The 6,276-nt window shown below is 53.2% G+C and carries 3 protein-coding genes and 1 pseudogene; all 4 read left to right on the top strand.

Going from position 1 to position 6,276, the window contains the following annotated elements:
- Positions 1–831: 831 nt before the first annotated feature.
- The 4 genes and pseudogenes from ASG40_RS21275 to ASG40_RS21270 all read left to right on the top strand — a co-directional run bounded on the left by ASG40_RS21275 (position 832) and on the right by ASG40_RS21270 (position 6,032).
- Positions 832–2,754 (top strand): hypothetical protein, encoded by a 1,923-nt coding sequence (locus tag ASG40_RS21275; protein ID WP_156387725.1) that lies wholly within the window; start codon positions 832–834, stop codon positions 2,752–2,754.
- A gap of 29 nt (positions 2,755–2,783) precedes the next feature.
- A complete protein-coding gene (locus ASG40_RS13310) occupies positions 2,784–3,833 on the top strand; it encodes a hypothetical protein (RefSeq protein ID WP_200944266.1) in 1,050 nt (349 codons plus the stop codon).
- Between the two features lie 207 nt (positions 3,834–4,040).
- Positions 4,041–4,741: pseudogene (locus tag ASG40_RS22230) on the top strand (IS5 family transposase); the annotation flags it as partial.
- A 310-nt stretch (positions 4,742–5,051) separates the two neighbouring features.
- Complete coding sequence (locus tag ASG40_RS21270; RefSeq protein ID WP_156387724.1) at positions 5,052–6,032, top strand: hypothetical protein; 981 nt, start codon at positions 5,052–5,054, stop codon at positions 6,030–6,032.
- Positions 6,033–6,276 lie beyond the last annotated feature (244 nt).

The raw sequence follows: 6,276 nt of genomic DNA, 5'->3' as shown, positions 1-6,276 counted from the left end.
GTCAGGCCGCAGGCGCGACCGCAGGAAACGTCGGTTCCGTCTTCCACCACCCTGGGCCTACGCCCTGTGCCAGGCGGCCTAAATGGCCAAAATCGAGCTGAGGCGGCCGCGAACGTGAACGCAAGGCAGTTACACGAAAGACCCAATGTGGCTGCCGTCGCCTCGGAAGGTCGACTCGCGACGCAGCCTCCGACGACCAGTCGGCGCATCGCCGGAGCTTGAGGCGTTGCCGGCCTGTTCATCCCTCCGACAGCACGCACATTGCAAACATGGCGGCACGTGCCGTTCGTCCGCAGTGGGCCCGGGACGACCGACGACTGATCTCCGTGCAATCCAGAGGGGCCGTCCAGGGCAGCCGCTACCGGTCACGCGCCCCTGACCGTATCAGAGATTGGAAGTGCCGCTGCGTTCGATACCGGGTCATCGCAATGCGGGAGCCGGCAAAAACATCTGCCCCGCGCCTCAATCCCTTGGTCTACGCAGAGGCTTAGATGAAAATGTTCACCATGCGTTCGCCATCGGCTTGGGCGGAGCGGGCTGGTTTTTCGTTTACAACTCCTCTAGATCTCCCCGAACGTAACCGCTTTAATGCCGTCTTAATGCCGTCTTAATGCCGTCTTAATGCCGTCGAGATCTCAACGCCGACTCGTATGCCTGAATTCAGTCTACACCTCAGAGCCGCCAATTTTTACTTCCAAGAATATTCATGGAGATCACATTTTACATAAGTGATGGTTGCGAATTTGGAAAACAGTCACCGTTCAATTTTTTGACGTGTTGATCGATGCCCGACGGGTGGCGGATGAGCGTTCTACAGACACGGAACCACACATGATCAACTTCTTTCGTCGACGAGCGCTGAAACGGGCGGGAGTATCATCGCATGAACTGAAGACTTTAAAGACTTACTTTGATGCCGAGTACTATCGAAAGACGTACCCCGACGTGGCAACGGCCGGGGTCGATCCGCTCTCGCATTTCTGCGAGCACGGGTGGAAGGAAAATAGAAACCCGTCCGACACTTTCGACGTCGCGTACTATCTCAATAACAATCCCGACGTTCGAGCGGATGGAATCAACCCCCTTCTACACTATGCGAAGACGGGCATCAAAGAGGGTCGTAGTCCCAACAATTCGACGAAAAAGATCGCCAAGATCCCGTTGAAAGACGGAGGCCCGGATTTCCAGGCCGAGATCGAAGCCCTCAAGCCATTTTTCGATGAAGAATATTACATTAAATCAAACAAAGATCTTTTGAATATCGATATCGGTCCGATCGAGCACTTTCATCGATATGGATGGAAGGAATCTCGGAATCCCAACGTCGAGTTCGATGTCAGGTACTACTTGAAATCGAATCCCGATGTCGCCGATGCTGAGATCAATCCATTTCTGCACTACGTCTATGCGGGACGACACGAAGCGCGACAGATCCGGCGCCTTCTTGAAGTCGAGCGCAGTCAGATCGAGACGGCCGTCTCGCCGACCGAACGGGCGAAATCATGGAGCGTCGTTCCCCAAAATCAGACGGGAACGCAATCTGATCTCATGCAAGCCATTCTGATAGGACGCCTGGAGAACGATAAAGTCGTTCTGTCTTTCAGCCACGACGACTACATGATGAACATCGGAGGCGTCCAAAATGTCATCTCGGACGAGTCGGCTGCATTTCGAGCGAAAGGTGTTTTGTACCTGCACCTCAGCCCTGCCGTTCCGATGCCGATGCTCTCGCCTGTCACCCAGACCGAAAGCTACATGTTTTCGGTTCGGGTGAACGACACCGCTACCGGTTTTTACTCGGCGACGGATGTCATCGAAAGCGTCACCTCCCTGATCGACTTGGGCTTCGACATCACTGTCTTGATGCATCATTTGATGGGCCACTCGCCCGAAGTCATCGATCGCCTTTTGATCGATACCGGTATCACCAGTTTCCATCTTTGGGTTCATGACTTTTTCACTCTCTGTAACGGCTATAACCTATTGCGAAACAACGTCGTTTTCTGCAATGCACCTGCCGTAACCTCGGGAGGATGTGGGATTTGCTGCTATGGCGAGGGGCGGCTGAGCCATATTCAAAGAATACAGAGTTTGATCTTGCCTCGAAAGGTCACCCTTCTCGCTCCGTCCGGTCCGGCGCTGCGCAACTTTCTGAAACTCAGCCCCCTGCAATGGAGCAAGGCGATCGCCCTTCCTCTGTCCAGCCTGGAACGACAGGAAAGCGCTTCCCCTCCAAAGCTATTCGGGAAGCCGAAACTGAAAATCGCGTTCATCGGTTACTGCAATTATCATAAGGGATGGCACGTTTTTCAGAACCTGGCTGTCAAGAATCGACAGAGCGATCTATACGATTTCGTGTTGCTAACGAGCGATATTGAGGTTCCCACCCCGGGAAATGTCGAGGTCTGCGAAGTGAGGGTCACGCGCAATCAGCGCACGGCAATGATCGACGCACTCGTCCAAAACGAGATCGACGTGGTGATCAACTGGCCGATGTGGCCCGAGACGTTCAACTACGCTCTGTTCGAAACATTTGCGGCGGGCGTCTTCGTTGTGACGAACCAGTCGGCCGGGAACGTGACCGAGAGCGTCCGGCAAGCCGGCAGCGCGAGAGGTCGGGTTTTGTCGAATGAGGAGGACCTGAACGAGTTGTTCGACAACAGAGAAATTTTTGATCTCGTTCATGAATCAGACAGAACAAAATCCAAGCTCATACATAGTTCTGGCTCCGCGGAAGTTATCTACGCGAGCTGAAAATTCTGCTGTCTTGGAGGAGTCAAAAGATGTCACATGAAGCGACGGTCCATTGTTTCACGAGTGCGTCATTCGCGTATCTCGACAGGGTGCGGGTACTCGCAAAAACGCTTCGCAAATTCCACCCGGACTGGAAGTTCTGGCTTTGCCTGTCCGATCGCGAGCCTGAGGGATTCCATTTCGATCTCGCGGAGGAAGACATCGACGAAGTCGTCCATATCGGTAATCTTGGAATCGATAACCTCGAAGGCTGGATCTTCGAGCATAACATCGTCGAATTGTGCACGGCCGTAAAAGGCAAGATGCTGACCTACGTGTTGGACCAGGGAGCCGAAAAGGTCGTCTATCTCGATCCCGACATCGCCCTCTTTTCTGCCTTGGACGAGGTCGTCGACCTACTCGATCACAACGACGTCCTGCTGACGCCGCATCAGCTCGAGCCGGACCGTAAGCGTAGCGCGATCATCGACAACGAGATCGGCTCGCTCAAGTACGGCATCTACAATCTCGGCTTCGTTGCCGTTTCGAATCGTCCGGAGGGACGAAAGTTCGCCTCTTGGTGGAGAGACAGATTGTTGGATTTCTGCTTCGACGATGTGCCGGGCGGGCTTTTTACCGACCAGCGCTGGTGCGATCACGTACCGAGTTTTTTCAGCAATGTTCATATTCTGAAGCACCCCGGCTATAATGTTGCCAGTTGGAATTTGAGCAGGCGGATCATCACGGTGGACGATGAGGGAGTCATTCGCGTCAACGCGGATCAACTCAGATTTTTTCACTTCACGAAAATCAGCTGGGTCGGCGAAATCATGTTGGAGCGCTACAGTAATGGAAAAGTCGAAGTTTTCGAGTTGATAAAGTGGTATAAGGATCAGCTTAACAAGGCTTCGACTGTCCTACCTGACAATTATTGGGCCTTTGGAACATACAGCGACGGATCAAAAATTTCTCAAGATCACAGAACGATCTACAGATCGGACCCCCTGCTGCAGAAAAGATTTCCAAATCCTTTTGCGGAAGCCAGTGTGGGCGGCGAACTGCGGACCGTCTTCGATCAGAGGATTTCTGCCCTCTCATGAGGAGAGGTGGACTCCTCTTCGCGTGGTCCTATGCATAGCCCTCGGGTGCTTGATTGATTCCTGCCAGTGAGTCTGAGGATCGATGGGGCTTCCCGGTTTTCGGCTCGTAGTGGGTGAGGGAGATCGTAATCCTATTTTGCATCGTTTTTACAGACTCGATGCAAGCCCCGCCTGAGCAAGCCGTCGGTTCTTGACGACGGTTGTCGTTTGCCCGACGAACCATGGGCGCGGGTGGAGCCTCTGCTGCTGCGGCGCCCGCCGCATCCTCTTGGGTGCACAATCCGCGGCCCCCCGATCGCAAGGCGATGGACGCGAACCTATTCGTGCTGCCCACCGGGTGCCAGTGGAACGCCCTGACCGCCACCGGGATCTGCACCTCGTCCTCGGCTCATCGCCGGTTCCATAAGTGGGCGCGGGCCAGTGTGTTCGAGGCGCTCCGGCGGGAGCGCCTGCTGGCCTACGACGACCTGGTCGGGATCGACTGGACGAGGTTGTCCCTCGACGGCGCCCTATGCAAGGCGCCGCTCGGTGGGGGAAAACCAGCCCCAACCTGACCGACCGCGGCGAGCGCGGGGTCAAGCGTTCGGTGCTCACTGACGGGCGTGGGGTACCGATCGGCGTCACCATCGCGGACGCCAACGTCAACGACCCTCTCGTCATGTCCGAGACCCCGGACGCCTCTGCCCGTCGCCCGGCCGGTACCGGCAGGCACCCCAGCATTTCTACCTCGACAAGGGCTACGACGATGCTGTCCCCGCGCTCTGGCTGGGGAGCACGGCTTCATCCTGCACCTGCGCGCCAGGGGCGAGGAGGTCCAGGACGAGCGCCATCGCGGCGCTAAGGGACGGCGCCGGGTCGTCGAGCGCGCCCATACCTGGCTCAACCGCTTCCGCGCCATCCTCATCCGCTAGCCCAAGAAGCCCGAGAACGACCGAGCCCTGATCCACTTCGCCTGTGGCATCATCGCCGCTCAGCAACCGCTACCAAGATAGCCTCTTAAGGATGCTATGGTAGACGAGTGAGGCCCGTGACGGTCGATATCAATCGTGTTATCTTGTCATGAAATGGCGGCAAGAAAGTTGCAGGTCGACAGTATTTTGCCATCAGGTGTCATGCATGTGTTAGAGCCTCTTTGGACCACAGGTCCCTAATAAAAGCCGGATAATAATGATGTAAAAAGGGAACGCCATGTTGGACAACGAAAAGATTTTAGATTGTATGGCGATCGATACGGTCGCAGGGCTGCTGGATTTCAATGCGTCTCTTGATATTTCAAAAATCACTGATCATGCGATTAAGATCAAGATCGAACGTTTTATCGAAAGACAAAATCTCGATGCTCATTCCTCTTTCGACCCGACCCGCTTCCTATCTATGGATCTGAGCAGCATCATCTATGGTTTGAGTCCAGTCATATTCATGGGCACCAACGAGTGGGCCATAAAGCGGCTGCTGGATTTAGACAGTCTGGACAAGAAAACAGATTATTATACCCATCGAGTAAACTGTATTTCTGAGCGCGTCAAGGGTCGGGTAGCTTTCATTATAATTCCTGAAAAAGATTTTGTTATGGATAGAATTGCTAAACGCCGGCTTTATACTGATGATATGGACCACTCACTTGCTAAATTGACCGACGCCGCTCAAGCGAAGGGAAACGTATTCGTCTATGACAATTTTATTAACGCGTTGCCGTTCTGGGCAAGTGAAGACGACTATGCGTATGCCGATTCACATCTACTTGGCCGTGATTACCTCAGTATTTTTTTTGAGACACTGGATGGGTTGGGACTGAATTCATCTGCTATCCGTAATAACTTTGTCATCCAAAAAGCACGCTCCTACGGCGACCTTAATTATAAGTTCGGATCAGCTCTGATCGAACATGAATATTACCTTATTCCATATTTTTTGGATAAAAGCCAATTATTACGAAGCGGAAGTTCTAGTTTTGAAAGTCCACTTGGCAAAACAGTTCAAAAATTCATGAATCCGAACGCGACTATTAAAGCAAGCATCGAGATCTTTGGAGACTCCCATTCATCTATTTTTGATCAATTTCGGCTCACCTATCTTTTCGCATCGATCTTCGAGAAATGCAGCTTTCATTGGGTTCCTTGGGGTGGAATACCTGAAGAATTTAGTTCGGATGCTGATTTTGTTATTATGGAGATGTCGCAACGTTTCGTGTATACATGATGTTCTATAATGATCTCATTGTTATTACCCATTACATAGTCTGATACAACATGCGGATAAATCGTTACCGTGAAGATCTTAGAGCCCGTCCGATAATGTCCGGCCGGGGTTGAGTGGCCGGGATGGCGGTGATTCCAGAAGGGTGCTGAAGCCTCATCTGGACGTGCCATGTGGACCCCGACCACTCGCCGGCAGCATAGCCGTGCGCGACTACGGCCTCAACCAGTTGCTGACGAGCGTGGAG

The organism is Methylobacterium sp. Leaf399 (assembly GCF_001424525.1).
GTDB lineage: Bacteria > Pseudomonadota > Alphaproteobacteria > Rhizobiales > Beijerinckiaceae > Methylobacterium.
Note: the sequence above shows the minus strand (reverse complement) of the source record. Positions and strands in the feature narration are given on the sequence as shown.

What these genes read in the sequence shown, in the direction of transcription:
- ASG40_RS21275 (WP_156387725.1), top strand. Translation starts at nt 832, where the DNA reads ATGATCAACTTCTTTCGTCGACGAGCGCTGAAACGGGCGGGAGTATCA.
- ASG40_RS21270 (WP_156387724.1), top strand. Translation starts at nt 5,052, where the DNA reads ATGGCGATCGATACGGTCGCAGGGCTGCTGGATTTCAATGCGTCTCTT.
- ASG40_RS13310 (WP_200944266.1), top strand. Translation starts at nt 2,784, where the DNA reads ATGTCACATGAAGCGACGGTCCATTGTTTCACGAGTGCGTCATTCGCG.